The following is a 23,965-nucleotide window of genomic DNA, read 5'->3' as shown; positions in this document are numbered from 1 at the left end:
TTTTATTCTCCTCCTTTTTTCATTGGGATTTGAATGTTGTGTTTTTCTGCTGTTTTTTCAGCGATATCGTAGCCAGCGTCGGCGTGGCGGATGACTCCCATTCCTGGGTCGGTAGTCAGTACTCTTTCTAGTCTTTCTTGAGCAAGATCGGTTCCGTCGGCTACAACGACCATTCCAGCGTGTAAGGAGTACCCCATTCCTACTCCGCCTCCGTGATGGAATGAGATCCATGAACCGCCTGCCGCTGTGTTGATCAGCGCGTTCAGGATTGCCCAATCCCCTACAGCATCACTTCCATCTTTCATGCTTTCCGTTTCACGGTTTGGTGATGCAACCGATCCGCAGTCTAAGTGGTCACGCCCGATGACGATTGGAGCTTTCAGTTCTCCTTTTCTTACTAACTCGTTGATCGCAAGCCCCATCTTCACTCGCTCACCGTAGCCCAGCCAGCAGATACGTGAAGGCAGTCCCTGGAACGATACCTGCTCCTGTGCCATGTCGATCCAGCGGTTGAGTGCTTCATTTTCAGGGAACAGCTCTTTGATCAAGCGGTCTGTTCTATAGATGTCATCAGGGTCGCCTGAAAGTGCTGCCCATCTGAATGGCCCTTTTCCTTCACAGAATAACGGACGGATATAAGCAGGGACGAATCCAGGGAAATCGAAGGCGTTGTCGACTCCTTCGTCTTTCGCCACCTGGCGGATGTTGTTGCCGTAGTCGAATACGATTGAGCCTCTCTTTTGGAACTCGAGCATCGCTTCTACGTGTTTAGCCATGCTTTTTTGAGAAAGCTGAGTGTATTGGGATGGATTTTCTTTTCTTAGACGTGCCGCTTCTTCCAACGTGTATCCTACTGGAACATAACCGTTTAATGGATCATGAGCTGACGTTTGGTCGGTTACAATGTCGATTTTCACGCCTCTTTTTAAAAGATCGTGGTGAACTTCTGCCGCGTTACCTATTAGCGCAATGGACAGAGCTTTTCCTTGTTCCTTAGCTTCGTAAGCCATTGCGACGGCTTCTTCCAAAGAATCCGTCTTTACGTCACAGTATTTCGTATCAAGACGCTTCTGGATACGCTCTTCATCCACGTCGACTGCAATGACAACACCGCCATTCATTGTAACAGCTAACGGCTGAGCCCCGCCCATTCCACCAAGACCTGCTGTGAGGGTGATGGTTCCTTTTAGGGTATTATTGAAGTGCTTTTTCGCTAATGCTGCAAACGTTTCGTATGTCCCTTGCAGGATTCCCTGTGTCCCAATGTAAATCCAGCTTCCTGCAGTCATCTGGCCATACATCATGAGACCTTTTTGATCAAGCTCATGGAAGTGCTCCCAGTTTGCCCACTTCGGTACAAGTACAGAGTTGGAAAGAAGGACTCTTGGAGCCGCTTTATGCGTTTTGAAGACACCTACCGGCTTACCGGATTGGACGAGCATCGTTTCGTCGTTTTCAAGGTTTCTTAGTGTGTTGACAATGGCATCGAACGACTCCCAGTTACGTGCCGCTTTCCCGATTCCGCCGTAGACGACAAGCTCTTCCGGGATTTCAGCTACTTCCGGATCGAGGTTGTTGTACAGCATGCGTAGGACCGCTTCCTGCTCCCATCCCTTACACTCGATTTCCGTTCCTTTTTTCACATTCACGATTCGTTTGTTTGCATTAACCATTTGTCGTTTCCTCCTTTGTTTTAGTGATGGATTTTAGTTGGAATTGTTTCAGCCAGCTTGCTGCTTTTTCTATGTCTTTCGAGAAGATCCGATCCTTTGTGATGGAAGGAACTATTTTTCTCGCTTCTTCATAAAATCTTCGTGTCGTGCTTGCGAGTAGATCCGTACCGCGATGCTCGACTGCCTGCAGGTTGCAGATCAATTCGACCGCAAGGACTCTTCTTGTGTTTTGTAAAATTTGATACGCATGCCGGGATCCGATTGTTCCCATACTCACGTGGTCCTCCTGGTTCGCTGACGATGGAATCGAATCGACGCTTGCCGGATGGGCCAGTGTTTTGTTTTCCGATACAAGTGATGCCGCGCAGTATTGCATGATCATCGCACCTGATTGTAGACCCGGCTGCGGGCTCAGGAATGCAGGGAGATCGTTCAGCTGCGGATTGACGAGTCGTTCGATTCTGCGTTCCGAGATGTTGGCCAGTTCCGCCACGGCAATTTTCATGAAGTCCATCGCGAAGGCGATCGGCTGTCCATGGAAGTTACCGCCGGAGATGACCTTTTCCCCGTTTTCGAAGATCAGCGGGTTGTCGGTTGCTGCGTTCATTTCGATCTCGAGCTTTTCTTTTACATAATCGAGTGTCTGCCAGGATGCGCCGTGAACTTGCGGGATGCACCTTAGGGAGTATGCATCTTGGACTCTTATGTCTCCCTGCTTCGTTGTCAGTTTACTATCTTGCAAGTATTCCCTGATTCGTTTAGCCGTTGCGACCTGCTGCGGATAGCCTCTTACTAAATGAATGTCCTCGTCAAAAGCATCCATGATTCCTTGCAGGCCTTCCAAGGTCAGACTGGCGATCATTTCGCTTTGATACGCTAGTTCCTCTGCTTCCAAGTATCCGATGACTCCCATTGCCGTCATGGCCTGTGTACCGTTGATCAGTGCCAGACCCTCTTTTGCCTGGAGCTGGATCGGGAAGATGTTTTCTTTAGACAGTACCGGCAGTGTTTGATGGACCTTCCCTTGGTAATGAACTTCTCCTTCACCCATAAGAGCCAGTGCCAGATGAGAAAGTGGTGCGAGGTCGCCACTTGCACCGAGCGAACCTTGCTGCGGTATCACCGGATGGATTTCTTTGTTCAGGAACTCTACTAGTCTTTCAACGATGACTGGTCTTACGCCGGAGTAGCCTTTCAAGAGTGCATTCGCTCTTAGGAGGAGCATCGCCCTCGATACCGATTCCGGGAACGGGTCTCCCACCCCGCATGCATGTGAATGGATGAGGTTGAGCTGCAGCTCTTCCACATCATCTGAATCGATCAGCACGTCACTGAACTTCCCGAAGCCCGTAGTAATCCCATAAACCACGCGCTTCTCCTTCACGATCTTCTCAACCGCTTCCCTGCTCTTCTTCACACGTGCCATACTCTCCGGGGATATAACAACCTCCTCCCCCTCATAAATGATCCTTCTCGCATCCTCCAAACTCAACGAACACCCTGTCAACACAACCATCTATATCACCTCAACAAATTAATTTTCACTTTCACACTTTAAAGCACATTGGGACGGGCTTTTAGCCATTCACCGCTTTAACGTGGTCTGGGACGGGCCTTCAATATAGGCCTTCAACTTCCAACTAACAAGAAAAGGAGGCTCGACCCGAAGACAGAGTTCTGCCTTGGGTCGAGCCTCCTTTTGACTGGTTTCTATAGGCTCTTTTCTTATTTATCTATTAAATATGATTGATGCCTAAACCGATTGTTTCGTGTTCCAATCCTTTAATGGGCGCGCCAATCGTTCCATACAGTGCGACTGCAATCCATTCGCCTTCTTCTTCATTTTCATAAGGGGTCCCCCTGACGATAGAGAAGCGAAGGCCGACCGTTCGAAGGACTTCCCCGATCTGGGTATGTCCCCTGGTTACCCCGGTAAGGGCTTCCATAGTCGCGTGATACAGCGCATGCATTTCACGATAAAGATCTTCTCGTACAAGATCATTTCTTTTTGCTGCCGTTTCAATGGCAGCGACAATCTTTTGACTGTCCATGGAGCCAATCTTGCCTGTGCAATAGCTCCAGTTCAATTCATTAAAATGCCTGTTCCATTCTTCCTCTTCCTGATCCAGAAGCAGAAGCAGCATGGCATTCTTTCCAATTTTGGTATGATCCATTTTTTCCAAGTGGCATTCGCACCTTAACTAGAAAATTCTAAAAATACTAATAACTACTTATATTGTATGGTGTACCATCTGATAGGTCAACGGAAAATGTCTTGATTTTAGAAACTTAGAGAGGTAGTTTGGTAGCGTGGTAAAGGGTTTAGGGAGACTCGGAGTCCTCTTCATTAGAAATAGACGTCCCTAGAATTCAGGTTCGCCTGGTGGCCTTTATTAATCTTCCTGTTTGTTGCCTTTTCCTTTATATACGTCAGGATTCTTCAGAAAGTATGTAATACTCCCGCCGTCGCATTTATGACTGAGATAGGAAAGGATATCAAGTCTATCTTCATTCAACAAAGTATCTTCCCGTGGAAAGCGGGCGCGAATGTTCAACTTGTCTTCTCCATTTTGGTTTTCAAGCACGATTTTACAGTCCAGGGGTTTACGTTCCCGGTCATCTACACGCACAAATTTAAACGGAATGGAATGCTTTGAATCGATTGGTATCGCAAACAACGTGCTGAAGCCCACCGTTTCAAGGATTTTATCAGAATACATGATTCCTTCCAAAGCGTGAGAGAAACCCGGCGGCCGACTTACCACCACCAGCCTCTTTTTGTATTGCTGGCCTTGGAATAAAACGAGGTGTTTTTTAGGTGTAGTCACTATTTTTCTTGATACGTGGAGATTCTCGAAAACCAGGATGAATTCTTTGTGCATTACTTCCTCCTTTTTGAGCTTGAATTTTCAATATTAATAACTAGGAATATTTTCCTATAACTACAATTCGACACCGATTTCCATTTTCCTGTAAAAAGTTTACAAATTTTTATATTTTTTTGGTAAGCGACTTTTTAAGAAGGATAAGCTCTTCTTTTCTATCCAAATACTCTTTATATAGACTTGGATCTTGATTAGAAAAATATTCGAGTGTACGGGTTTTGTCGATCAGTGGATTATCAATTCCTTTAGTGTAAGAAGAATAGCTGCTCCATGGATAGGTTTCAGCAGAGGTCGTAAGTCCAGCTTCTGTGGGGTTTAGATGAATGTACTTGCTGAGGCCGATAAAGTAGGAAGGTGTATCAACGCAGGTAGACCCAAATCTCTCATTGAATACATGGCCGACAAGATTATGTTGATTATTAAAATATATCGCGTAACGGGTATGCTGAATATGAAGAATCTTGTTAAGAGGAACTTGATCGCTTTCTAGCAATAAGTGGAGATGGTTCGACATGAGGCAATATGCATGGAGCTTAAAGGGATACTTCTCTTTCGTGTCGAGGAGATATGATAAATACTTGCTCCGGTCATCGTCCTGAATAAAAATGTCCTGCTTCCGGTTTCCCCGGCAGTATACATGGTAGGTTCCCGGTGTCCATTCTCGGGCCCGTCTTGGCATTGAATCACTCCTATCGTGAATTTGTGAATTTTTCAAAAATCTTCTTACAGTTATCTATTCGACAACAATCATCAAAAACCTGCCTGGATGCATACAATTTCAAAGATCCACCCTGCACTGCGTTAAAGCAGTGAGGGACGGGCCTTTAAATATGATTCTACCTTTTCTCTTTCTTCCCTGTGTATACAATCCGCTCGTTTTCTTGAATGAAACAGGTAAGTTTATTAGTATGGGTGGGTTCATGATGAGGGTCGATAGTATATAGTTCGTAAAAATTTTTGTCGTTTTCTTTTTTGTTGGAAAAGAAGTGCACCCGTTTTTTTCCGTAGTCCCCTGCCCGGAAGTAACTTTTCTTTTTCTTCGTTACGTGAAAACTTATCTTGCTGGAAGCAAAGTCATTTCGGTTCCAACTCTTTTCTTTCCTATCAATTGTTGCTGCATTTCCATCACTGTTTCTCGTACTTCCTTGTCTCTGCTCTTTCATTCTTTTCTCCACCCTTCCTCCTTTTACAACAACAAATGACAATATTTTACTTTTTTATCATACTACTGATTAACGGAATTTGGTACAGTTAATTTTTTTAACAACAAATTGAAAAGTACATTAACTTTTCAATTCGTCGAATAATCCAGATACCGAAGTTAAAAAGATTATCTTGAAGGAAAAAGGGATAGTCGGTGAAACGTATGGAATTGGAATTACACGAAGAATTACAGCGGTACCGAAAAGAAGTACTCGATTTGTCTCAGGGAGAAGCTGCAGAGCGGCTGAACATCGGATCAAGCAGTCTGTCGAATTATGAACGCGGCAAGAGGGAAATACCTTCAAAGATGCTGCGCAGATTTAAAGAAGTGTATAAAATCCCTACGGAAGAAATGAACCGGATCATTTATGGAGAAAAAGCAGATGGGTACACCCCTGACCCCATGGTCTTGAGGGAATCATTCGAAGATGAGGAAACAGCTGCAATCATCCAAATGCTGAATGATCACCCTAAATTAAAGCGCACATTAGCTTCTCTCACCTATCAAACAGAAAAGCGAAAAGAAAAATTCGCCAGCCAGGCAAGCTCCCTCTACAACTACGCTCAGGATTGGTGATGAATTGTAGGGACGGGCCTTTAGCTCGCTAAAGGCCCGTCCCTCGTTACTTTAACGTGAAAAAGCACTCTAAAACAATTTGTTTTAGAGTGCTTTTTCATTTTGTAATGTATATTCACTTTGAAGTTCTTGTTTTAGCCAATTTAACATTTTATTTGCATCCATGTTTCCCTGCTGTCCTTTGTCGAATGCTTTTTGCATGACAGAGAGAACATGCTGCTCTTTGCTGACTTTCTTGCTCAAAAAGACAACCTCCTACAATTAAAAACAGTTTCTACTACTTTATTACACTAGTTGTCGAAAGTTCAAACATCAATTAATAGATATATTACCAGATTTATACACATAACAAAAGGAATACTTTTAAGAATAATGACTTTTTTCCTATTTTTATCTTTTATGTTTATTCCGATATAGAGGAGGGAAAATGATACACTATATTGTAAGGTTCTGACTAAAGGCAAAATCATCGAAAGGTGATGACGCAAAGCTATAGGGGCTATCCAACGCCAGCCAGCTACCAAAACCAAGGAGTGATAAATTTGTCGTTTTTAACACCAGAAGAGATAATGATTAAAAAGAAAAAAAGAAAAATTATGATGTACATAGGAATTTTCACCGTAACTGGTATCGTAATAGCAGGAACCACACTTCTCACATATGGTTTCTAAAAAAGGCGTCTTTTGACGCTTTTTTTTATTGGTTTCTTCTATTATTCTACAATATATGGAAAAGTTCTCGTTTTTTCGATAGAATATTAGATGCAGCCTATACTACTTGGAGGAAACCGCTATGCTAAAAGAAATAAATATATTTAAGGGACTAAAAAGCCCTTCTTTCTTTTTCTATGACCTGTCAACCACGGAAAATCCAAAGGGGTACCTAAAGAACATATTTCGTATGATTCTGTTATCCGCCTTAACTTTTGGTTTGATTTCCTCTTTCGGTATAGGAATGGATCCACTTTCAAAAGAGTTGAACAAACTTACCCCTGCTTTACTTGAATTAGAGAAGTTCCTGTTTTTCGCAGGAAGGATCCTTAACGGGATATTCTATTCCATCATTATTATATTTATTCCAAGTATCATTTTCTGGACGATTTCCGAGAAAGGTGAATACCGAAAACTCGTCATTGTTCAAGGATTAGTACTGCTTATCTTATTACTTGAGAGATTGACCTACATCCCATTATCTCTATTCTTCTCACTGGATTGGTTTTCGTCTCCACTATCACTCGGAGTCATCGCCCAGTACATAACAGCGAAACCTTGGGTCATTTATTTCTTAGGCAGCTTTTCCTTATTTAAAATCTGGATTTTCTACATCCAATACAAAGGGCTTAAACGTCTTACCGAACAAAAAAACTGGCTGATTTGGACAGTCATCTTACTAACGAATCTATTCTTCTGGGCCATCACTGCATTTTTAGCCTATATCGATTTTTCAACATTAATTTAACGTCTAAAGGCTGGGATCATTTATGAATAAACGAAAACTATTATACACCGGTCTCTCTTTGTCTCTCCTATTTGTAGGGACGAATGCTTATCTAATTGAAAAAGCAAAGAGCAAAGTCGACCGGGAAGTCCGGATTGAAGAGTGGGACGCATTCGATAAAGACGACTTACAAAAAGAGCTCTCTAAATCCGGTGTCGCCACATCTGCAGAAGAAACCTACCTTTATTTCAACGATGAATTCGGCTCCTTCAAGAAGTTCCTCGTTAAAGAAGGCGACGAAGTGAAATCAGGAACGCCTCTATATGAGTACGAAGTCACTGATTTTACAGGGCAGAAAGACGTCCTCGAATCAGAAGTCGACCAGCTCGAAGATGAAATCGACAGCATCGAAGACAATATCTCGGATTTGGAACGGCTCGAGAACTCACTCCCTTCTTCTTATGATGAAGAGGAGATGCCGCTCGAAGCAAGTGCCCTTGAAACAGAATATGACATTAAGAAGGAAATCGCCTCTCGGGAACTTGAAATTGACCGACTGGAAAATCAAATCGACAGCCTAGAGCGTCAAATTTCAGACCTTCAATCATATGAAACGACACTGACAGTCGAAAGCAGCGGGGATGGTATCGTCAAAAACCTTTCCCACTCTGTCCAGAATCCATTGATCACAATCGCTTCTGAAGCTACGGTGATTACGACTGACTTAACGGAAAAAGAAATCATGGACGTTGAAGAAAACATGAACGCAAAAGTACAGTCCGAAGTAGAGAAGAAAACTCAAAAAGGGATTGTTACTGATGTCTCTTCCCTTCCTAAAAGAGATCCTCACATAGAAACGGACAGCATGTATCCGATAAAAATTCAGCTTGAGGACGAAGACAACAAACTGCTGCCTGGCCACCATGTACTAGTGTCAGTGATCACCGATGAAGTAAAGAACACTCTGGTCGTACCGGTGACGGCTGTTGAAAAATCAGGCTCAAAAAAACATGTCTGGGTGCTGACGGATAAAGGTGTAGTGAAAAAGAAAACCGTTGAAACCGGACTGCAGGTAGACGGCAAGGTGCAAATCAAATCCGGCGTAAAAGCCGGCGAATATTTCATCGTAAACCCTGATGAAATCCCTGCTTTGAGAAATGGCGCTTCATTCATTACCGCTCTCGATTGGGATAAAATCAAGTTGAGAGATTTGAAGAAAATGGACCGGCCGACTGTTTTGGAAAATCTGTTGTTAGGAATATTAGAAAGAAAATAATGTTTCGAGGAGACCCGCCCTGATTTGGAGCGGGTCTCTTTTATACATAGTCTCTTTATGAGTGTTGATACTAAGTGTATCTGACACTCATTTAAAGGAGACGATTCCATGAAAACCTTCAAATCTGCACTCATTGTCATCATCCTTCTGTCCCTGCTTGCATTCTCTTTCCCTTCCACCTGCGGATTTGCCGCCACCCCTCCCAAGAAAAATGTCATCTTCATGATCATGGACGGCACAAATTCCGATATCGTCACACTTTCAAGATGGTATAAAGGTTCCGGACTCAACCTTGATAAAATCCTTGTCGGAGGCGTACGAACCTATTCCGGGGAATCTGCCATCACGGATTCTGCGGCTGCAGGAACCGCAATGTCGATCGGGGAGAAAACAAAGGCGGACTATATCGGCATGAACGCTGACGGTAAACCGGTTCTGACCGTGTTGGAGGCAGCCAAGCTGTCCGGCTATGCAGGGGGAATCGTGGCGACCTCCCCTGTTCAGCACGCAACTCCTGCTGCCTTCACTGCCCATGTGCTGAACCGCGATGAATTCGGGGACATCGGTGAACAGCAGGTCTACCAGAACCTCGACGTCATCCTCGGCGGCGGTGCTGCCTGGCTCAAACCAAAATCCAAAAACTCAGTCAAAAATGACGACGGCATGCTCAAAACCAAACAAATCTCCCGCGAAGACGGCGAAAACCTTGTTACTAAGATAAAATCCAACCCCCTTTACTCCTTCACCGCAACGAGGGACGGGCTTTCAAAAAGTCTTGGAGCCGATAAGCTGTGGGGGGCGTTTGCCGAGGAGGATCTGGCTTATGATTTTGACCGAAAGGCGCTGAAGCCGGATGAACCGACGCTTGCTGAGATGACGAAGGCGGCAATTGAACGATTATCAGTTAATGAGAAAGGTTTTTTTCTGATGGTGGAAGGCAGCAAGGTGGATTGGGCGGCGCATAAGAATGATCCTGTCGGGATGATCAGTGAGGTGTTGAGCTTTGACCTGGCCGTAGGTGAAGCGTTGGAATATGCGGAGCGAGATGGAAATACCATGGTCGTTGCGGTTACGGATCACGGGAACAGCGGGTTGACCCTTGGTAATCGAGATACTGATAAAACGTATAAGAATCAGCCTATTGAAACATTCATAGAACCGTTGAAAAAAGCCGAATTTACGGTGAAGGGTGCTACTTCCCAATTGAAGGATGACCATTCGAATTTGAAAGATGTGCTGCAGTCTTACGGGCTGTCTGGATTGAGCAAGAAAGAATACTGTTTGATGAAAGAAGCTAAAGATGTCGAGGACTTGGAGAATGAAATGGTCAAGCTGCTGGCGAAGCGAGCGAATATAGGGTTCTCCACTCATGGCCATACTGGTGAGGATGTGTTTCTTTATGGATATGGACCCGGTAAGCCTGCGGGATTGATTGAAAATACAGAACTGCCAAAGGTGTTTGCCCGCTATCTTGGTTTTTCTTTAGACAGTTTTTCAGATTGGTATGTGGACGGGAAGAGATTTTTTAAGAAGAAAGGATACAAGGTTCTGATTGATAAGCGGGATACAAAGAATCCTGAACTTGTCGTTAACCGCGGTGAAGAGGAGCTTCGTTTTCCTGAGAATAAGAATTATTATATGAGGGATGGTGAGGCAGTGGAGTTGAAGAGTGTGAATGTTCATAGCGGCGGGACTTTTTATATTCATTTGGAGGAGTAGGTTTTGGCGGTGGCTGGGCTTCGTTTGTTGTGGTGCCATGGTGTGTGCCAGGCACAGATGAGGTGATTTGTGCCTGGCACAATATGTTGGTTTTGTACCAGGTACAAAAGTTCGATCTGTTCCTGGTACAATTCTAGGGTGGTGTACCTGGTACATCCCCCATTATTTGTACTAGGCACCAAAATAAAGGCAGTCTCACACCCTCTCCCACTCCCAACCCTTCGACATTTCCCGAGAAATATCTCCCCCATCCTTCCCCAACTTCCGCACTTTTCCCTCTTATATTCCATTTGCTACCCGATATACGTTATAATAAAAGAATGCGATTTTATAGATGGGAGAGATTGTTCGATGGCGATTCGAATTGAAGAATTGAAGGATAAATTAATTCCGATGAGTCGGGCGATACAGGGCGAGCTGAACCCGGGTACCGACGAAGGAAGAAATATTGTCTCAAAAGGGCTTCTTTTGTTTCGTCAGAACCTGGTGTCGAACGTAAAGGTCCGTGATGAGGAAGCAAGCGCAGACGTTCAGGATGTGACGCCTGTTTCGGTGCGCCTGGACCTTCAGTTTCCATTGTTAAGCAAATGCTCATGTCCATACTCCGGCTGGTGCCGCCACCAGATGGCCGTTTTTTTCATGATTTACAACAAAGTGGCCAGAGTCAGCGAATGGATCCAGGACTGGCGCAGCCAGGAAAGCTCTCCCGCTTCGGTAACAGATGATAAGTCTTCACTGGATGAATTATTGAAGAAACACTGCAATTCCGGTGCCCTTCGTAAAGCCAGTGACTTACTACAAGAACGGAAAACACGTGGAAATACACCAGATGAATGGTGGCAGTTTTTCGAGACGCTTTTACAAAGAGAAGACCTGCAGCTCCTCGAAAGACAGCCCTATTTAATGGATGTAATCATCCAGAACATCTACAAACGGTTTAACAAAGAAGCCCCATTCGAACGTGAATGGAAGCCTCTTTATCAGCTATTCGCAACCTTCTTCTTGACGCTGAAAGTCGATCTATTTTTACAAAGAAGGGACATCGCGTTGAACCGTGAGCAGTATGCTCTGTTCGATTTTCTGCTGGATGAAATGGAGGATGCGGTCGAGAAGCTTTCGGTGCATGCGATGCCGTTCAGCTTCGATCCGTTCATTGCCTTCTTAAAAGAAAAGTCTGCCGAGATGAGTGAGGATCCTAAACACAGCACTGAAATCAAAGCCGAGGTGTATCGGTTCATCTGGTATTACCTTTTTAAGCAAAAAGCATGGCGCCGTGATGAAGTTAAACGGTTGGAAGCTAATGAAACGCAGGACGATCCGTTCATAAAGATTGCCCTTCTCCATCAATATCTGCTGCTTGAAGAGATGGAAAAGGCAGAGGAAACCATGGAAAGGATCGGGACTGAACTCGTCGCTTATTCTGAGTTCTGGCTGGTGAAATTCGTTCTTTCAAAACGATATGAAGGGCTGCTGCTTCTTTTAAAGGCGATTTTAGTAAGACTCCCTTCATACATCGAAGAAAAGGGTCATTATGAAGCTTCAAGTTTTGTACGCTGGTTCGTCCGCAAGCTTCCGACTGAATGGCTGATGGAACGGGATCCTGCGTTCTTAAGAGAGCTGCTGCTGTCCATGCTTCCTTTCAGCTATTACAGCTACAGTGAATTTCTGCTTAACACAAAATCCTACCGCGAGTGGGTGGAGCTGCAGAAATACATGGGCTACTCGGTCTCCGAGATGGAGAATATTGGCCTTAGACAGGTATATAAAGAGTCCCCAGAGCTTGCATTGCCAGTTTATTATAACGGTGTGATTGATATGATTGAGCAGAAAAACCGCGACAGCTACAAGTATGCTGTCCGCTATATGAAGAAGATCCGGACGATTTATAAGAAGCTGAAGCAAACAGATAAATGGGATACTTATTTAGAGTACACCTTAGAAAAATATAAGCGATTACGTGCGTTTCAAGAAGAATGCAGAAAGGGTAAGTTGATTGATGCTTAAACTGTCTTCCGTGAAAATCAATGTAGACGCAACTAAATATGGAGACCGCTTCTTTCTGACTGCGGAAAACGGTGATGGAGATCTGCTGCAGCCTTCAGAGTGGAAAAGCCAGCTGTTTCTTTGGCATGAAGATACCCATTACGGGACGCTTCTTAATGATGTGATTGTGAACGAGGGGATCGTCGTATCCCAGTGGCAGCTCCTCACCCTGCTTGCACAGGAGCATTTCAGCGGAATGGTGGATTGGGACTGGGACGAAACGGGTCAGGCGTGCAACGCCATCGCCCCCGTCCTTTATGAAGCAATCGAAGACGGACGCTGGCTCCCCCGCTTCGATGAATGGCAGGAATCTGGGCTGCAGTTCCATATTCCCGATGAAGTTTGGGAAAACTTCAATGAAGATTTCTGGCATCAGGACCTCCCTGAAGGCCCGTCCCTCGCCGCTTTAACGCAGCAGTGGTTTGAAGGGTCGTTGAATGAGGCGATGGCTGCCGGTGGTTCCGATGCGATGAAAAGGATACAGAAGCTGAAGGAGAGTACGCTGACTTCGGAGGAGCTGCATGCTTATTTTGACGAGAAACGATGGAGTGAGTGGATTCGCGGTGAGGAGGATGACGAGCTTCCGTTTTCGATCGGGCTTCGGATATCAGAGCCGCTGGATGAGGATGAAACGTGGCAGCTTGAGACGATTTTGCGCGACCGCAAAAAAGAAAAGCGTGTGATATCGTTGGCGGAAGATACTGTTCCGGCTGCTTGGAAACCGCATCTTCCCCAAGTACGGGAAGAGCAGGAGCGCTGGCTGAAGATGATACCGATGCTGCGTGACAGCGACGGGGCGCTGACCAATTCCCTCAGCGAGCACGACGCATGGGATTTCTTGTCTGTTTTGAGTGAAAAGCTGATCGATCTTGATATCGAAATCCTTCTTCCGTCCTGGTGGGAAGCGATGAAGGATGCACAGGTGCTGGTGAAGGCAAAGCTGAAGAACACAGACACGAGCTACCGCCCTTCTTTTGTCGGCTTAAACGCGATGCTCGACTTCGACTGGCGTTTATCTATGAACGGGGTCAATTTATCGGAAGAGGATTTTAATAAGCTGGTAGATGACCAGAGAAGGCTGGTGAAGATCCGCGGGCAGTGGATGAAGCTCGACCCTGCGATGATTCGCCGCATCCAGCAGATGATGACGAAAGCGAAGCAGGAAGGCATTTCGATTCAGGATATGCTGGAACAGGAGCTTGTACCCCGGGATGAAGATGATGACGGGTTGGAACCGGATGACGAGTATGATCCGTATAAATATGCCAGGATTCAGTTGGAGCTGAACCGGTCTCTGAAAAAACTGGTGAGTCAGCTGACGAATGTATCGTCGATTCCTTTAGTGGAAACGCCAGGTGCCTTCCACGGGGAGCTTCGCCCGTATCAGCAGCTCGGTATGAGCTGGATGCTTTTTTTACGGCGGTTCGGGTTCGGTGCTTGCCTGGCCGACGACATGGGACTTGGGAAAACGGTGCAGCTCATCACCTACTTACTACATGTGAAAGAGACCGAGAAACCGGAGACGCCGGCTTTGATCATTGCGCCTACCTCGGTGCTCGGCAACTGGCAGCGTGAAATCGAGAAGTTCGCCCCCGATTTGAAGGTCCATCTTCATTATGGTTCTTCCCGTGCGAAAGAGGAGAAATTTACTGAGCGGATTGCGGGTATGGATATCGTGCTGACTTCTTATGGGTTGTCGCATATTGATTTTGATGAGCTGTCTGATGTGGAATGGAGCTCCATTTCCCTCGATGAAGCGCAAAACATCAAGAATGCGAACACGAAGCAATCCCGTGCCATCCGTAAGCTGAACGGAAAGCATCACATCGCGCTGACTGGAACGCCGATGGAGAACCGCCTATCCGAGCTTTGGTCCATCTTTGATTTCTTGAACCACGGATATCTCGGTGGATTCACGCAGTATCAGAAGAACTATATCGCTCCGATTGAAAAAGACGAATCTCAGGAAAAAGTACGCGAGCTTCAGGCAAAAATCAAACCGTTTCTGCTGCGGAGAACGAAGAAGGATCCCGAAGTCGAGCTTAATCTTCCCGAGAAGATTGAGCAAAAAGAGTACTGCAGCTTGACCGCTGAGCAGGCGGCACTCTATGAGCAGCTTGTGCAGGAAACGTTGATGAAAGTCGAGACACTGAGCGGGTTCGAGCGTAAAGGATTGATTTTACAAATGTTGAATCAATTGAAGCAGCTTTGTAACCATCCTGCTCTTTATCTAAAAGAGCCAACTCCTAGATCTATCCTGACCCGTTCGGAAAAAATGCAGAAGCTGAAAGACATTGTGGAAGCCGCTCTCGAATCAGGAGAGGCTACATTGATTTTCACTCAATACATTTCCATGGGTGAGATGATCCAGGAAGTCATGAAGAAAGAATTCGCTGTCGATGTGCCATTTTTGAATGGAAGCATGGCCAAAGGGAAGCGTGATGAACTAGTGGAAAGCTTCCAAAACGGTGAATTCCCAGTCTTTCTTCTTTCCTTGAAGGCAGGCGGTACCGGATTGAATCTGACCGCTGCCAACCACGTCGTCCACTACGACCGCTGGTGGAATCCAGCAGTCGAGAATCAGGCGACCGACCGTGCTTACCGCATTGGGCAGAGTAGGTTTGTTCATGTTCATAAGCTTGTGTCATCAGGGACACTTGAAGAGAAAATTGATGCGATGCTTGAGAAGAAGCAAGCGTTGAACGATGAAATCATTAGAAGCGATCAGTGGGTTACTGAGTTGTCAGATCAGGATTTGCAGTCGTTGTTGGTGTTGGAATAGATTTTGGTGGTAGACCCCTTTCCTTTTGGAGAGGGGGTTTTTCTATTTGCAATCCAGCTAGTGTAAAAATAGTTTTTTGGAGTAGCTCACCATTTTTGTGGATATAGCCTGTTCCAGCTGTTGATTGGAGTGGAAGACGTAGACTCCTGCGGGAGAAGTGGCCAATGTGAGACCCCGGAGGCGAAGCTGAGGAGGCTCACGGGTCACCCGCGGAAAGCGAAGTCTTCCACGGAAATCAACAGCGGTGATCAGCAGAGTCAATGATGTTTCTGCTATCCCCCTCCTAAATTAGAATAATTCTCAGAAGATCATATACTTCTAAAATGGAACGTATTTTTTGTCGAATGGATCATAAAGTTGGAAAATGGACCATAAATCCTGGAAATGGATCATATTTCCCCAGAATGGCTCATATATGGAGGCTAGGCTGCTTTTTCCTTGTCTTTGAACTAGCAAGCTCCAACTTTTCTCCTCCTCTCTCTGTAAAACCACAAAAAAACAGCCGGCTCCAATGGAAACCGACCCTACATGAAGACATATTGGGGAACTTACAAAACTACTTCACTACTTCCTTACGATATTCTATTTCTAACGAGGTATGTTAGAGGGATGACGCGGTGACATGATGACAATTGGACTTTGAGACAAACACTTATAGGTTGGACAGAAATTATTTACGAATAGGATGTACGTTTGAAGGGTTCTAAGTTGGAGAGAAATCGAGGTTCCTTAAGATGTAGTCTGCAGAATGGCACTCGGGTGTTCATATCCTTGCTCGAGTGCGGTTACCCGTTGTGAGAGGTAGAAATTCTCGACGTTGGCACGTGCTACTTTCTTGATCAGGTCTTCATTCAGTTTTTCTAGTCGATCGATTCGTTGTTCCAGCGATTGCAGGGTTGCCATATGTGCCCCTCCCTTCTTTTAAAATGGCAGTTCGACCGGTTCTTTCGCCGGCTGCTGTTCTCTGTCAGGCTGCGGCTTTGAATCCATGAATCGTATCGAATCAGCCACTACCTCGGTGACATAGATCCTTTTTCCTTGATCATTTTCATAATTGCGGGTTTGAATGCGGCCGGTGATGCCGACGACCGAGCCTTTGCGGCAATATTTCTCCGTGTTATCGGCCGCCTTGTTCCATATCTTGCACATGACGAAATCCGTCTCCACCTGTCCCTGCTGGTTTTTAAACTGGCGGTTGACGGCAACCGTTACATTGAGGACCGACCTGCCTTCCATCGTTTTCCTCGCTTCGGGATCCTTGGTCAGCCTTCCCACCAGGGTTACTTGATTGATCACCTTTGTTCTTCACTCCTTTCTCTTTGGAATAATTTCATCTTACCCTCCCCTCCTAAGCTTGTAAAATCGTTAATTTCTGAATTTCAGAGCCTAAGCAGCCTCAAATTTGGCAAATTCGCCTAGGGAGATTTCCGATTTTCAACGCAAAATAAGCCCAAATATCAGAAATCAGACTTTTTTAACACAATTTGATATTATGGATTCTTTTTACGCTGTGATATAATTTTTAATAATAACCTATTTATAGGAGATGTTCGTTCATGAAAACTTTTAAAGTGATTTCACTGCAGGTAGTTGATAATGATGAACTCCAGGATTTTGATATTGAGGACGGTTTGATCATCAATAAAGAGGATGAGAAGAGTACGTGGCTTGTCGAAACGTATATGTCACAAGAACACATTGAATTTTTTCAAAAGGCCCAGCAGCAAAAGGGGGATTTGGAAATCCAGGTCGTCATCTCCCATAAAGCCAATGATCCTGCCGCTTTCATGACGTCCATACGCTGCATCAAGAAAATGAACGGCCGGATGAGTATTTTATTTGAAGGAAAATTAAAGAAGCAGCGCAACGAGTATGCCGAGCTACTGTTGGACGACTTGCTGCAAAAAGGATATTCCGGTGAAGAATTGATGAAAGAATTCCGCGAGAAGATGGTGTCCAAGCCGCGCATTCCAGTTACATCAAAACCGAGCGTCTAATTTTACGAGAATATGTAAACTTCTTATAGAGTAGATGTTGACGGTTTGTTATAATAAGATTATCGATACGATTCAATAGGTAGGTGTCCACAATGATTGGGGAGAGAGTGAAAAAGTATAGACAGGAAAAGAGAATGTCTATGACAGAGCTGGCCGAAAAAGCTGGGGTTGCCAAGTCATATTTGAGCTCCATTGAGCGCAACATTCAACAAAACCCATCCATACAGTTTTTAGAAAAGGTTTCTGCCGCTTTGGGAATCTCGATGGACGCATTATTACACGATGAATCCGAAAACACAGCAGTCGATCGCGAATGGATCAAAATTGCTGAGGAAGCGATGGATTCTGGTATTACAAAGGAACAGTTCCGTGAGTTTATTGAATTTAATAAATGGAAATTAGGAAATAAATAAAGTCTTGCAGTCTCTGCAAGACTTTTCACATTATACGATTTTATATTCTTCAGCTGCATTTTTGCTATGATTTTGTAAATATTCTCTAATATCATTCTTTGAAATCCCTGCATCAAGTGCCTGCTTCACTAGTTCAATCCATTCCAGATCAAGTTCACGCTTCATCAATACCATTCCTCCCAAAATACATATATGTATTTCAGGCAATCCAGCCATCTTAGTCGTCCAATGTGCATTTTTTCTATGTAGGTTGATTTCAATTTGTTCACATCTTCTTACCTTAGACCCGTGACTTTGCGTCCCTACTTTTCAATAGGTTTGCCTTTGTCTGACTAGCCCCTTAGAACTATACCCATTATACTAACGATGAACCTTTAAAACTGTTGTTTTTTGTCTTTTCTGACAATTATTTTTACACTTTTTTCCTACATAGTTTGTTGTTTTTTGACAGGAGTTTAACGACTTTATCTATAATGTGCTATTTGTTAAAAGAAACGACGAATACTTATGTCGAATTACTGCGAATAATTACTACTTAGTTGATTTTGGTAAGCTTCTAATTTTTTCTTCAAAGGAAGGACTTTATCATTAATATTATGGAAAGTGTTGGAGTTATAAAAAGAGTGGTTAGTCAAATCATGTCCACAGGATGGACAGATCCATTGACCGGTTTCCGAACTGCTGAAGGATGCTCTTTTACAGCGAGTACATATTTTTTTATACATACTATACTTCTTTCCTTTCTTTAAGGGAAATTTCAGGGAGTTTAATTTTTGTTGATACAAACTTTCTCCTTGTAAACATGTATAAGCATATTCCCAATATAAATAGTACACTTCCCATCAATAAATATTTGAAATATTCAGTTGCTGTATCAGGTAAGATATTTCCTCCAGCGACTGGAGTAACTGCACCATCGGGTCCTTCCACCAGAAAACTGAACTGAAATTCTGTCGATAACCCTTGAAATTCATTCCCAAGCTCATATGGTATTTCTATGGTAATTCCTAATGTTTCAGAAGAACTACTTTCTAAAGCTCGAAGATCTAGTGTTTTGAAATCCTTAACTTTTCCTTTTACCAAAATTTCCTTCATATCACTGATTTCCAAGATTAATTCATTGTAGAACTTTTCAGATCCTCTTAAAAATGTGTTAGAAAAAAGATAACGGAAATCCTGTTTCCCGTTATTTGATATTGTTATTTTTCTTGATATTTTATCCCCCGGTTTAACATTTGTAAGATTGAACAAAACCGGTGATGGACTAATAGAGATATCTATATCTCCTTGTACTTTACTGTTCTCTTCTGCTTGTAAATTATCAGGAGTAAACAAAAACAAAAAAATGATAAAAATACTAATGATTTTATTAAATTTCTTCATATTAAGTCTCCTTTGATTATGTTTTTCCTCCTGCATTTCTCCGATTGTTCTTTTTAAAGAACTTATGATTTCAGTATATTAAACTAGATTCTATTTTTAAAGGATTAAATTTCTTTATTTTATTGATTTTCTACTACTATTTCGTTCTTTATATAGAATTAACTCTTAAATGCTCACTTTTTCGTTTTTTATAAATTACACTTTGTTCTATATAATGAATATATCTGATTTATGAAAGGGCTGAGTGCATTGGTAGGTGAGGTCTTAAAACATTACAGGGAAGAAAGGGGGATGACGATCAATGAGCTCTCACATTTAGCAGGAATCTCTAAGTCCTACATAAGCTCAATTGAGAGAGGATTGCAAAAAAACCCCAGCATACAGGTTCTTCAAAAATTAGCTGAGACCTTGAATATATCACTCAGCCAATTACTTGAATTCAAATCGGAAAGTCTTTCTATCGATGAAGAATGGCTGCAGTTAGTTAAAAAAGCTATAGAAGAAGGGCTTACCAAACAAGACTTTCTGGATTATATCCGATTTATCCAATTTAAAAAGGAGCAAAGCATGTGAAAATTCATTTTTTAAAATTTTTAAGTGTTGTCTTACTGATTGGCGGCGGGGCGTTATTGGGGATTTCCGGATATCAAATAATAAATCAAGAGCTACAGGAAAAGAAAGCATTGGGAGATGCACTTAACATCGTAAAGGCAATTGGAAATGATAAGACAGATCATTCAAGTGAAATTACCTATTCATTTTTGCAAGGTGATGTAGTGGGTATCCTCACAATCCCCAAATTAAAAAAGGAACTGCCAATTATTGAAGGTACAGAGGAGGAGGAGTTGGAAAAAGGGGTAGGCCATTATTCAGATTCCAAGTTGCCAGGACAAAAAGATCGAATTTTTCTAGCAGGACATCGAGATACCGTTTTTAAAAGCATGGGGGAAATCGAAAAGGGTGATCTATTGGAGGTACAATTAAGCACAGGTCAACATCAATATGAGGTATTTGAAATGTTCGTGGTTAAAGAAACAGATTTATCCGTTCTGGAGTCAACGTCACCAAATGAAATATTGACTCTTTCAACTTGCTACCCCTTCGAATTCCTCTCTAGCACAGAAGAAAGATACATTATCAATGCCCGGAGAATAAATTAAGCGTAGAAGCACAAGAGCCTCTACGCATTTTTATTACTCGTCCTTATTATCCGCATCCTGCATATCGATGTCATCTTCAATAGCTTCTTCTTCAGGCGTGTTTTGATCTTTTTGTGGATCTTTGTCATTTGGAGTGTTTTTGTCTTGTGATTCAGGCTCCGTGTTATCGTCCATGCCGTCATTCATGTCGCCATTTTCGTTAACGTCTCCATTCTCTTCAACGCCATTATCTTCCGGAGGAGGCTCCTGATCGTTCATATTACACCCAACAAGAAGCATGGCCGCCAATGCTGACCCACTAAGGATCGATACTAATTTTTTGTTCATGATGTATGACTCCTTTCTACACGTATGGATTGTTTGTTGTAAGACCTATATTTGTGGTCTTTCGTGGTTAGCTTTCCCTGAAATTTGATTTACTTGCATGGTTTTTTGGAATTTATAAATAAAAAAATGCGCCTTTGAATACCGCTGTTGATTTCCGTGCAAGACTTCGCTTTCCGCGGGTGACTCGTGAGCCTCCTCGGCTTCGCCTGCGGGGTCTCACATTAGTCACTTCTCCCGCAGGAGTCTTCGTCTTGCACTCCAATCAACCGCTGGAACCGGTTAAAATGAAGGATTTTCAACGCATCAAGGTAATAATCGAAAAATCAGATATGAATCCACAAAATAACCCAATTTCATTAAAAAAGCAAAAAAACCGGCCCCTCAGTGACTCAAAATCACCTCAGAACCGGTTCCCAATATTCTATTCTTCCTTCTCACCAAGCGCAAACATCATTTCCAGTTCACAGGCTACATCTCCATCAACCGTTGCGACGCCTTTACCTTTACCGATCACACCTTTAAAGCGGATCATCTCAACTTCTAGCTTGAGCTGATCGCCAGGCTTTACTTGACGCTTGAAGCGGCATTTATCGATCCCGGTAAAGAATGCCAGGCGGCCTCGGTTTTCTTCTTTTTTAAGCATTGCCACAGCGCCGACCTGTGCAAGTGCCTCAACAATCAAAACGCCAGGCATGACAGGGTAACCAGGGAAATGTCCATTGAAGAACTCTTCATTTGCCGTTACGTTTTTGATGCCGACGGCTTTCTTGCCTTCCTCAACCTCTAAAATGCGGTCGACCAGCAAAAACGGATAGCGATGCGGGATGATGTCTTTGATTTCATTAATATCAAGCATTTGTTATGTACCTCCTGTAATATACAACCTTCCTCCATTGTACATAAATCACAGGGAGAATGGAATAGCCGGAAAAGGCCCGTCCCTCAGCGCTTTAACGCAACGAGGGACGGGCCTTCAAAAGTTACTTTTCAGTTACTATATCCACAATATGCTGCCAGGTTGCTTTTTTGAATACGTCCGTTGGATTGCCGTCTCCTATGACGCCGTAGCCAACCATAGCTCCTAAAGCGAGACTGGCAGCAAGAAGGAGAATGACCAGAAGGATCCGCAGCCAGATGGGAAGCATCCGGACGCGCACCCAGCGCTTCGGTTTTGCTTCTTTCTTTTGCTTGACCTTTTTCTCAGCTTTCACTGATTCTCTTGTTTTCGCTTCTTGTACCAGTTCTTTTTCACTCATAGCTTAAGACTCCTTTTAGCGTATACCATTAACGAGACCCATCATTTGATCCGCAAGCGAGATTGAACGCGCCTGGAACTGATAGGACCGTTGAACATTCAGCATATCTGTCATTTCTTTTCCGATATCAACATTTGAGGCTTCAAGAGAACTCTGGACCATTGAAATATCCGTTCTTGCACCGCCAGTCAAATTGGTCAGCACTTCGTCCGCACCTACATCCAACTGGTCCATATTCTCGGGAAGACCCACAAGGTTACTTCCATATTGACTGAGAAATTGAGGTTTTTCAATGGAAACTATTCCTAAATTCACTTGCTCCTCTGTACCGTTTGGTCCGGAAATCGTGAGGACCCCGTTATTGCCTAATTCGAAACCTGTTGCTTCATCAGAGAACGTAATGTAATTATCGTTCTCATCCAGAACAGGATAGCCATTCCCATTTACCAGCATCGATTCACCGTTCCCCATCGGACTGACGAAGAACGCACCATCTCTCGTGTAGCGGACAGCATTCGCATCATCATCCTGTGCAAGTACCTTGAAGAACTGTCTTTCATTTGTTAGTGCAAAGTCCAGCGACCGTCCAGTGGATTTTAGCTGCCCCTGTGAGAGGATCAATTGAGCCTGCCCCAGCTTCGCCCCCACGCCTGATCGGATCCCAAGCGGTGTAAGCCTGCCGGTTTCTTTGTCAGTATTCTCTTGATTTCGGACGTTCTGAACCATCAATTCGGCGAAAGCCGCTTCCCGGCGTTTGTAGCCATATGTTTCAGCATTCGACAGATTATGACCGATCATATCCATTTGTTTCTGCAATTGGCCCAGCGTATTCGTCGCTGTAATCATTGTCCGGTTCATGTCAATTCCCCTTTATTATAAGGTATTTCACTTGGAATTTCTATTTCAAAAGGATGACTAGCCATTTACCCGCCCAATTTCATTTGCTGCCTTTTCCATGCTGCGGTCATAGGCTTGAAGCACTTTCTGGTTCGCCTCGAATGCCCGGTAAGCGGTCATCATGTCTGTCATCGTACGGGAAGCATCTACGTTTGAACGTTCAAGGAACCCTTGCTTTGTCGAAAAAATGACTCTTTCTGTTTCATAAGCATTCTGAAGCGGATCATTGTTTTCTGTTGCAAACAAGCCGTCTCCCTGCTTGATCAGTTGATTGGGATTTTGCGAAAAACCGACACCCAACCGTGCTGCAACTGCATCTTCAACAAGGATCTGTCCCGTTTCACCAACCTTGAAATTATCCGTTCCCAGCTGGATCCGCTCTCCTTCGTCATCCAATACAAAGTGACCGCTGTTCGTTGTCAAAAAGCCGTTTCCATTCACAGTCAGATTCCCGTTACGGGTGTACCTAGGTCCATCCGCGCCTTCCACTGTTAAAAATACAGATCCTAACGCGCCTGTGTCTTCATCAAGCGGCATATTACCGTTCACCAGGGCGATATCAGCATTCCTGCCGGTTTCCTGTATATCTCCCTGTAAAAAGTTCGGTGTCGTTTCCTGCAAATATACACCAGTATTCATTTTGCCGACCGTTTGGTTAAAAGGAATCGTCAGCCCCTTCTCGGTAGGCACTCGAGCCGAGTCCAGACGCTCCAATAGCATTTCTGGAAAAGCCCGCATTGAAGCCTGATCAGCTTTGTAACCAGGAGTATTCGCGTTCGCCATATTATTTGTCAGCATTTCTGTTTTGCGCTGCTGCGCAAGCATCCCGGATGCCACTGTATAAAAACCACGAAACATACTTACACCTCTTTACGTTTTTGCTCTTCCATCTTACTATCGGATTGTTTGAACTACTTTTTATCTGAGCTGTGTTATT

26 protein-coding genes and 2 riboswitches are annotated in these 23,965 nt (G+C 43.9%); of the genes, 10 read left to right on the top strand and 16 right to left on the bottom strand.

The window, feature by feature from the left end; all coding sequences use genetic code 11:
* Nucleotides 1-2: 2 nt before the first annotated feature.
* From hutU to ACXAFV_RS03160, 6 genes are all read right to left on the bottom strand, one after another.
* Entirely contained in the window at nucleotides 3-1,673 is a 1,671-nt protein-coding gene (gene hutU / locus ACXAFV_RS03185) for a urocanate hydratase (RefSeq protein WP_475124400.1), read from the bottom strand.
* Complete coding sequence (hutH, locus tag ACXAFV_RS03180) at nucleotides 1,666-3,189, bottom strand: histidine ammonia-lyase (RefSeq protein WP_475124399.1); 1,524 nt, start codon at nucleotides 3,187-3,189, stop codon at nucleotides 1,666-1,668. The genes hutU and hutH overlap by 8 nt, the downstream gene beginning before the upstream one ends.
* Before the next feature lie 220 nt (nucleotides 3,190-3,409).
* Nucleotides 3,410-3,856: a hut operon transcriptional regulator HutP gene (hutP, locus tag ACXAFV_RS03175; RefSeq protein WP_475124398.1), complete on the bottom strand. Its 447-nt coding sequence runs from the start codon at nucleotides 3,854-3,856 to the stop codon at nucleotides 3,410-3,412.
* 210 nt (nucleotides 3,857-4,066) lie between these two features.
* Nucleotides 4,067-4,555, bottom strand: coding sequence for a hypothetical protein (locus tag ACXAFV_RS03170; RefSeq protein ID WP_475124397.1), 489 nt, complete (start codon nucleotides 4,553-4,555; stop codon nucleotides 4,067-4,069).
* 109 nt (nucleotides 4,556-4,664) lie between these two features.
* Entirely contained in the window at nucleotides 4,665-5,237 is a 573-nt protein-coding gene (locus ACXAFV_RS03165) for a transposase (protein WP_475124396.1), read from the bottom strand.
* A gap of 157 nt (nucleotides 5,238-5,394) precedes the next feature.
* On the bottom strand, nucleotides 5,395-5,721 hold the full coding sequence (locus ACXAFV_RS03160) for a hypothetical protein (protein ID WP_475124395.1): 327 nt from the start codon (nucleotides 5,719-5,721) through the stop codon (nucleotides 5,395-5,397).
* A gap of 203 nt (nucleotides 5,722-5,924) precedes the next feature.
* On the opposite strand from ACXAFV_RS03160, the gene ACXAFV_RS03155 reads away from it, so the two are divergent.
* A complete protein-coding gene (locus ACXAFV_RS03155; protein WP_475126054.1) occupies nucleotides 5,925-6,338 on the top strand; it encodes a helix-turn-helix domain-containing protein in 414 nt (137 codons plus the stop codon).
* 84 nt (nucleotides 6,339-6,422) lie between these two features.
* On the opposite strand, the gene ACXAFV_RS03150 is transcribed toward ACXAFV_RS03155, so the two are convergent.
* Complete coding sequence (locus tag ACXAFV_RS03150) at nucleotides 6,423-6,581, bottom strand: YwzD family small protein (protein WP_475124394.1); 159 nt, start codon at nucleotides 6,579-6,581, stop codon at nucleotides 6,423-6,425.
* A gap of 206 nt (nucleotides 6,582-6,787) precedes the next feature.
* A riboswitch (cyclic di-GMP riboswitch) is annotated at nucleotides 6,788-6,863 on the top strand.
* A 267-nt stretch (nucleotides 6,864-7,130) separates the two neighbouring features.
* On the opposite strand from ACXAFV_RS03150, the gene ACXAFV_RS03145 reads away from it, so the two are divergent.
* The 5 genes from ACXAFV_RS03145 (at nucleotide 7,131) to ACXAFV_RS03125 (ending at nucleotide 15,595) form a co-directional block, all read left to right on the top strand.
* The gene (locus ACXAFV_RS03145; protein ID WP_475124392.1) at nucleotides 7,131-7,796 is read left to right on the top strand and encodes a hypothetical protein; all 666 of its coding nucleotides are present in this window, start codon (nucleotides 7,131-7,133) and stop codon (nucleotides 7,794-7,796) included.
* Between the two features lie 22 nt (nucleotides 7,797-7,818).
* Entirely contained in the window at nucleotides 7,819-9,051 is a 1,233-nt protein-coding gene (locus ACXAFV_RS03140; protein ID WP_475124391.1) for an efflux RND transporter periplasmic adaptor subunit, read from the top strand.
* A gap of 108 nt (nucleotides 9,052-9,159) precedes the next feature.
* Complete coding sequence (locus ACXAFV_RS03135; RefSeq protein ID WP_475124390.1) at nucleotides 9,160-10,770, top strand: alkaline phosphatase; 1,611 nt, start codon at nucleotides 9,160-9,162, stop codon at nucleotides 10,768-10,770.
* Between the two features lie 351 nt (nucleotides 10,771-11,121).
* Nucleotides 11,122-12,774 carry an SWIM zinc finger family protein gene (locus ACXAFV_RS03130; RefSeq protein ID WP_475124388.1) on the top strand — a complete coding sequence of 551 codons (1,653 nt, stop codon included), beginning with the start codon at nucleotides 11,122-11,124 and terminating at the stop codon, nucleotides 12,772-12,774.
* Nucleotides 12,767-15,595 (top strand): DEAD/DEAH box helicase, encoded by a 2,829-nt coding sequence (locus ACXAFV_RS03125; RefSeq protein ID WP_475126053.1) that lies wholly within the window; start codon nucleotides 12,767-12,769, stop codon nucleotides 15,593-15,595. Before ACXAFV_RS03130 ends, ACXAFV_RS03125 begins: the two co-directional genes overlap by 8 nt.
* A gap of 729 nt (nucleotides 15,596-16,324) precedes the next feature.
* Here the strand turns inward: ACXAFV_RS03125 and ACXAFV_RS03120 are convergent.
* Together ACXAFV_RS03120 and ACXAFV_RS03115 are read right to left on the bottom strand one after the other, a co-directional pair.
* Nucleotides 16,325-16,498 (bottom strand): hypothetical protein, encoded by a 174-nt coding sequence (locus tag ACXAFV_RS03120; protein WP_475124387.1) that lies wholly within the window; start codon nucleotides 16,496-16,498, stop codon nucleotides 16,325-16,327.
* An 18-nt stretch (nucleotides 16,499-16,516) separates the two neighbouring features.
* Nucleotides 16,517-16,891, bottom strand: coding sequence for a single-stranded DNA-binding protein (locus tag ACXAFV_RS03115; RefSeq protein WP_475124386.1), 375 nt, complete (start codon nucleotides 16,889-16,891; stop codon nucleotides 16,517-16,519).
* Nucleotides 16,892-17,151: 260 nt separating this feature from the next.
* On the opposite strand from ACXAFV_RS03115, the gene ACXAFV_RS03110 reads away from it, so the two are divergent.
* Nucleotides 17,152-17,592 carry a YwpF-like family protein gene (locus tag ACXAFV_RS03110; RefSeq protein WP_475124384.1) on the top strand — a complete coding sequence of 147 codons (441 nt, stop codon included), beginning with the start codon at nucleotides 17,152-17,154 and terminating at the stop codon, nucleotides 17,590-17,592.
* A 92-nt stretch (nucleotides 17,593-17,684) separates the two neighbouring features.
* Nucleotides 17,685-18,005, top strand: a complete 321-nt coding sequence (locus ACXAFV_RS03105; protein ID WP_175990045.1) for a helix-turn-helix domain-containing protein — start codon at nucleotides 17,685-17,687, stop codon at nucleotides 18,003-18,005.
* Between the two features lie 30 nt (nucleotides 18,006-18,035).
* Here ACXAFV_RS03105 and ACXAFV_RS03100 read toward each other — a convergent pair whose 3' ends face one another.
* Nucleotides 18,036-18,170, bottom strand: a complete 135-nt coding sequence (locus tag ACXAFV_RS03100) for an anti-repressor SinI family protein (RefSeq protein WP_475126051.1) — start codon at nucleotides 18,168-18,170, stop codon at nucleotides 18,036-18,038.
* A 34-nt stretch (nucleotides 18,171-18,204) separates the two neighbouring features.
* A riboswitch (cyclic di-GMP riboswitch) is annotated at nucleotides 18,205-18,338 on the bottom strand.
* 393 nt (nucleotides 18,339-18,731) lie between these two features.
* Nucleotides 18,732-19,388: a TasA family protein gene (locus tag ACXAFV_RS03095; RefSeq protein ID WP_475124382.1), complete on the bottom strand. Its 657-nt coding sequence runs from the start codon at nucleotides 19,386-19,388 to the stop codon at nucleotides 18,732-18,734.
* A gap of 231 nt (nucleotides 19,389-19,619) precedes the next feature.
* Here ACXAFV_RS03095 and ACXAFV_RS03090 point away from each other — a divergent pair, with 231 nt between their 5' ends.
* Both ACXAFV_RS03090 and ACXAFV_RS03085 read left to right on the top strand, forming a co-directional pair.
* A complete protein-coding gene (locus tag ACXAFV_RS03090; RefSeq protein ID WP_475124380.1) occupies nucleotides 19,620-19,961 on the top strand; it encodes a helix-turn-helix domain-containing protein in 342 nt (113 codons plus the stop codon).
* The gene (locus ACXAFV_RS03085; RefSeq protein WP_475124379.1) at nucleotides 19,958-20,548 is read left to right on the top strand and encodes a class D sortase; all 591 of its coding nucleotides are present in this window, start codon (nucleotides 19,958-19,960) and stop codon (nucleotides 20,546-20,548) included. The genes ACXAFV_RS03090 and ACXAFV_RS03085 overlap by 4 nt, the downstream gene beginning before the upstream one ends.
* A 33-nt stretch (nucleotides 20,549-20,581) precedes the next feature.
* Here the strand turns inward: ACXAFV_RS03085 and ACXAFV_RS03080 are convergent, their stop codons facing one another.
* From ACXAFV_RS03080 to ACXAFV_RS03060, 5 genes are all read right to left on the bottom strand, one after another.
* Nucleotides 20,582-20,875, bottom strand: a complete 294-nt coding sequence (locus ACXAFV_RS03080; protein ID WP_475124377.1) for a hypothetical protein — start codon at nucleotides 20,873-20,875, stop codon at nucleotides 20,582-20,584.
* A 421-nt stretch (nucleotides 20,876-21,296) separates the two neighbouring features.
* Nucleotides 21,297-21,731: a 3-hydroxyacyl-ACP dehydratase FabZ gene (fabZ, locus tag ACXAFV_RS03075; RefSeq protein WP_475124376.1), complete on the bottom strand. Its 435-nt coding sequence runs from the start codon at nucleotides 21,729-21,731 to the stop codon at nucleotides 21,297-21,299.
* Nucleotides 21,732-21,855: 124 nt separating this feature from the next.
* Nucleotides 21,856-22,131 carry a DNA-directed RNA polymerase subunit beta gene (locus tag ACXAFV_RS03070; RefSeq protein ID WP_475124375.1) on the bottom strand — a complete coding sequence of 92 codons (276 nt, stop codon included), beginning with the start codon at nucleotides 22,129-22,131 and terminating at the stop codon, nucleotides 21,856-21,858.
* Nucleotides 22,132-22,146: 15 nt separating this feature from the next.
* The gene (locus ACXAFV_RS03065; protein ID WP_475124374.1) at nucleotides 22,147-22,989 is read right to left on the bottom strand and encodes a flagellar hook-basal body protein; all 843 of its coding nucleotides are present in this window, start codon (nucleotides 22,987-22,989) and stop codon (nucleotides 22,147-22,149) included.
* A 57-nt stretch (nucleotides 22,990-23,046) separates the two neighbouring features.
* Entirely contained in the window at nucleotides 23,047-23,886 is an 840-nt protein-coding gene (locus ACXAFV_RS03060) for a flagellar hook-basal body protein (protein WP_475124373.1), read from the bottom strand.
* Nucleotides 23,887-23,965: the final 79 nt, after the last annotated feature.

The sequence above is a fragment of the Rossellomorea sp. ABR4_012 genome, from assembly GCF_056159545.1.
This window is presented reverse-complemented; position numbering and strand designations above follow the sequence as displayed.

What these genes read in the sequence shown, in the direction of transcription:
- ACXAFV_RS03165 (WP_475124396.1), bottom strand. Translation starts at nt 5,237, where the DNA reads ATGCCAAGACGGGCCCGAGAATGGACACCGGGAACCTACCATGTATAC.
- ACXAFV_RS03065 (WP_475124374.1), bottom strand. Translation starts at nt 22,989, where the DNA reads ATGAACCGGACAATGATTACAGCGACGAATACGCTGGGCCAATTGCAG.
- ACXAFV_RS03145 (WP_475124392.1), top strand. Translation starts at nt 7,131, where the DNA reads ATGCTAAAAGAAATAAATATATTTAAGGGACTAAAAAGCCCTTCTTTC.
- ACXAFV_RS03060 (WP_475124373.1), bottom strand. Translation starts at nt 23,886, where the DNA reads ATGTTTCGTGGTTTTTATACAGTGGCATCCGGGATGCTTGCGCAGCAG.
- fabZ (WP_475124376.1), bottom strand. Translation starts at nt 21,731, where the DNA reads ATGCTTGATATTAATGAAATCAAAGACATCATCCCGCATCGCTATCCG.
- hutH (WP_475124399.1), bottom strand. Translation starts at nt 3,189, where the DNA reads ATGGTTGTGTTGACAGGGTGTTCGTTGAGTTTGGAGGATGCGAGAAGG.
- ACXAFV_RS03070 (WP_475124375.1), bottom strand. Translation starts at nt 22,131, where the DNA reads ATGAGTGAAAAAGAACTGGTACAAGAAGCGAAAACAAGAGAATCAGTG.
- ACXAFV_RS03170 (WP_475124397.1), bottom strand. Translation starts at nt 4,555, where the DNA reads ATGCACAAAGAATTCATCCTGGTTTTCGAGAATCTCCACGTATCAAGA.
- ACXAFV_RS03120 (WP_475124387.1), bottom strand. Translation starts at nt 16,498, where the DNA reads ATGGCAACCCTGCAATCGCTGGAACAACGAATCGATCGACTAGAAAAA.
- ACXAFV_RS03105 (WP_175990045.1), top strand. Translation starts at nt 17,685, where the DNA reads ATGATTGGGGAGAGAGTGAAAAAGTATAGACAGGAAAAGAGAATGTCT.
- ACXAFV_RS03140 (WP_475124391.1), top strand. Translation starts at nt 7,819, where the DNA reads ATGAATAAACGAAAACTATTATACACCGGTCTCTCTTTGTCTCTCCTA.
- ACXAFV_RS03160 (WP_475124395.1), bottom strand. Translation starts at nt 5,721, where the DNA reads ATGAAAGAGCAGAGACAAGGAAGTACGAGAAACAGTGATGGAAATGCA.
- ACXAFV_RS03155 (WP_475126054.1), top strand. Translation starts at nt 5,925, where the DNA reads ATGGAATTGGAATTACACGAAGAATTACAGCGGTACCGAAAAGAAGTA.
- ACXAFV_RS03090 (WP_475124380.1), top strand. Translation starts at nt 19,620, where the DNA reads ATGAAAGGGCTGAGTGCATTGGTAGGTGAGGTCTTAAAACATTACAGG.
- ACXAFV_RS03125 (WP_475126053.1), top strand. Translation starts at nt 12,767, where the DNA reads ATGCTTAAACTGTCTTCCGTGAAAATCAATGTAGACGCAACTAAATAT.
- ACXAFV_RS03080 (WP_475124377.1), bottom strand. Translation starts at nt 20,875, where the DNA reads ATGAACAAAAAATTAGTATCGATCCTTAGTGGGTCAGCATTGGCGGCC.
- ACXAFV_RS03130 (WP_475124388.1), top strand. Translation starts at nt 11,122, where the DNA reads ATGGCGATTCGAATTGAAGAATTGAAGGATAAATTAATTCCGATGAGT.
- ACXAFV_RS03100 (WP_475126051.1), bottom strand. Translation starts at nt 18,170, where the DNA reads ATGAAGCGTGAACTTGATCTGGAATGGATTGAACTAGTGAAGCAGGCA.
- ACXAFV_RS03110 (WP_475124384.1), top strand. Translation starts at nt 17,152, where the DNA reads ATGAAAACTTTTAAAGTGATTTCACTGCAGGTAGTTGATAATGATGAA.
- hutU (WP_475124400.1), bottom strand. Translation starts at nt 1,673, where the DNA reads ATGGTTAATGCAAACAAACGAATCGTGAATGTGAAAAAAGGAACGGAA.
- ACXAFV_RS03135 (WP_475124390.1), top strand. Translation starts at nt 9,160, where the DNA reads ATGAAAACCTTCAAATCTGCACTCATTGTCATCATCCTTCTGTCCCTG.
- ACXAFV_RS03095 (WP_475124382.1), bottom strand. Translation starts at nt 19,388, where the DNA reads ATGAAGAAATTTAATAAAATCATTAGTATTTTTATCATTTTTTTGTTT.